This is a genomic window from Streptomyces sp. 8P21H-1 (assembly GCF_013302945.1).
On the sequence record NZ_JABTYA010000268.1, the window covers coordinates 1 to 2,580 of the forward strand.

A 2,580-nucleotide genomic window follows, 5' to 3' on the forward strand; every position below is an offset into this window, starting at 1 on the left:
GCCGACGCGCCCGGCCCGTGGATCCCGACGGCCGTCGCCCCGCCGGACGGTGCGCCACGTCCGGCGGGGCGGTCCCGCCGACCCGCCGGGTCAGCGGAAGTTCACGTCACTGCACAGGAAGTAGGTCTGGTCCATGTGCGACGCCTGCCAGATCGTGTAGACGACATGGCGGCCGCTGTAGCCGGACGTGCTCACGGGGACCTCGTAGTTCTGGCCGGGCGCGTACCGGCCGGGGCGCGCCACCAGCTGGAGGTCGTTCCAGGTCAGGGGCTGGGTGGTGGGGTCGAATCCCTGCCGGGTGACATAGACAAGGAGGTAGTCGGCGCCGTGGCTGGCCTGGTCGTGCAGCCTGACGGTGAAGTTGCTGCCGACGTCCGTGGTCTTCCAGGCACCCACGGTGTCCAGCGAGTTGTAGCGGCCGCCCTCGGTCCGGCCGCCGCTGCACAGCTGGCCGTTGGGGACGGTGGCCTGGAAGTTGCCGCCGGAACCGTTGCGGTAGAGACCGTTCCAGTTCCACATGCCGTTGGGGTCCGCCTGCCAGGCCTGCCAGCACATGGGGTCCTGCTGGGCCATGGCGGGGTTCTGGAAGTCACTGCCCCAGCGCAGCCAGCAGCCGTAGTTGCGGGAGGCCGGATCGACGACCGAGCCATGGGCGGAGGCCGGGCTGCTCCAGGGAACGATGCCGAGCAGCGCGGCGACGAAGGCGGTCAGAACAAGCGTCAGTCGGCTCCGCATGCGTGTTACATGAGCATGACAATCCATGACTCTTTCTCCTCAGTGGGGGGAATGTCTGATTCCTGGTGCAGGCGTCGACGGAATGGGAGCGCTCCCGCGAATCCAGGCTGCGCGCCCCGAAACGGAGCGGCAACGTTTGTTTGCGCCACTTTGATGTCCGTGCGGCGCGGCCGTCCGCCCCCGTTACGTACGGTCCGGTGAATCGCGTGACCGGTCCGGGCGTGTCCGTGCGGCTTTGCGCAGGTGGTTCTCCGGGGCGGGGCGGCTCCGGTCGCGGTGGCGGGTCGGTGGGCCGGGTTGGCCGGAACGGGACGTCCCGGCCGAGGTTCCACCGGAGACCCGCGGGGTGCCCGCGGCGCGGAGCGGTCCGGCCGGCGATGCGCACGGATGAGATACTTGCGTGCCAGCAAGCAAGTATCCGAGGTCATGCTCATGAGTCGTTCCACTCCTCTCGTCCTTGTCGACTGAAACCCCGAGACCGCCGCGGTCTGGAATTCGGAACGCCGGTACCCCCGTCCTTCGACCCTTCGGTGCAGGCGTACCGCGAGTGGCTCGCGGCCCGTCCGGCAGCGTTCGGCGGGCCGGTGGACCTCGTCGGCCACGACTGGGGGCGGTGTGCACGTGGCGCAGGTGGCGATGCACCACCCTCGCCCCCGGGTTCGTATGGCACTCCATGGCGCAGATCTGGCAGACGCCCGGAGCCGGGGAGGGTTGGCTGCGGGCGTCGCCGGGCGTGCGGTGGGCGGGCGGCGGACCGGTTGCGACCTCGGTGGAAGACCCCTCCGCCCGGGCAGCCCTGCACCGGTGCAGGACTGCGGGCCCTCTCCGGTGCGGACCGGCCGCCGCCGGGCACCGCGGTGGGTGTACGCGGTGCCCGGCGGCGGCCCGGTGTCACCGCGGCAGGGTCAGTTCCAGGGTGTCGGCACTCGCTCCTCCTCCGCAGCCGGGTGAACCGGCGACGAAGTAGGCGCGGCCGCCGATCTGCGCCGCGCCGAAGCCGTGACGGCTGCCCGGCAGTGCCGTGACGGCACTCCACCGCCCGGCGCGCGGGTCGTAGACGGTGACGTCGTCGAACGTCTCGGTGCTGCTTCCCGGCCTGCACTCACCCCCCGCGTAGACGAGGCGCCCGTCGAGGACGACCGCCGCTCCGGCGGACCGGGCGGTGGGCAGCGGTGCCGCCCGGACCCAGTGCCGGCGGCGGACGTCGTACACGTCGTGGCGGGTGAGGTTGTCGTCGACGTCCTCGACCCGGCCGCCCACGAGATGGATACGGTCGCCGAGAACCGCCACGCCGGCGTGATCCCTTCCCTCGGTCGGCAGAGGGGCCGCCGTGACGTAGGTGTTGCGCCGGGGGTCGAAGACGTGATGGGTGCGTACGACGCCGTACCCCAGCGAGAACGGCGACCCTTCCGGGGTGACGACCCGGTGGGAGTCCCGCCCGCCGAGCAGGTGCAGCCGCCCGCCGACGGCCGCCACCCCGATCGATCCGAGGGCCACCGGCATGTCCGGGAGGCGCTCCCACGCGTCGCGGCGCGGGTCGTAGGCGTACGCGTCCCGCTGCGGATGCATGTGGACGGGACCGGTGAACCCGCCGAAGGCGTACAGCCTGCCGTCCAGCGCGGCCACACCGACATGGGTGAGCGGCCTGGGCAGCGGGGCGTGGCTCGACCACCGGTCCTGCCGGGGGTCGTAACCGTGCACCTCGGTCGTGGCCCACACCGGGGATTCCTCGCCCTTCTGCGCGGTGCCGCCCACGACGTACAGCCGCCCGCCGACCGCGGCCACGCCGACCTCGGCCCGCTTGACCGGCAGCGGGCTCCGCGCACGCCACGGCCCTCGGGCCGC

General features: G+C 72.4%; 2 protein-coding genes. Both read right to left on the bottom strand.

Features of this window, described 5'->3' with window-relative positions:
- Window positions 1-90: 90 nt before the first annotated feature.
- A complete protein-coding gene (locus tag HO151_RS05785) occupies window positions 91-735 on the bottom strand; it encodes a lytic polysaccharide monooxygenase (RefSeq protein ID WP_254594774.1) in 645 nt (214 codons plus the stop codon).
- 891 nt (window positions 736-1,626) lie between these two features.
- Window positions 1,627-2,580 (bottom strand): kelch repeat-containing protein (locus tag HO151_RS05790; RefSeq protein WP_173895023.1); only part of this gene is annotated, 954 nt, incomplete at its 5' end.

Bases quoted from the DNA above. Each gene is read 5' to 3' on its own strand.
- HO151_RS05785 (WP_254594774.1), bottom strand. From the start codon at position 735: ATGCGGAGCCGACTGACGCTTGTTCTGACCGCCTTCGTCGCCGCGCTG.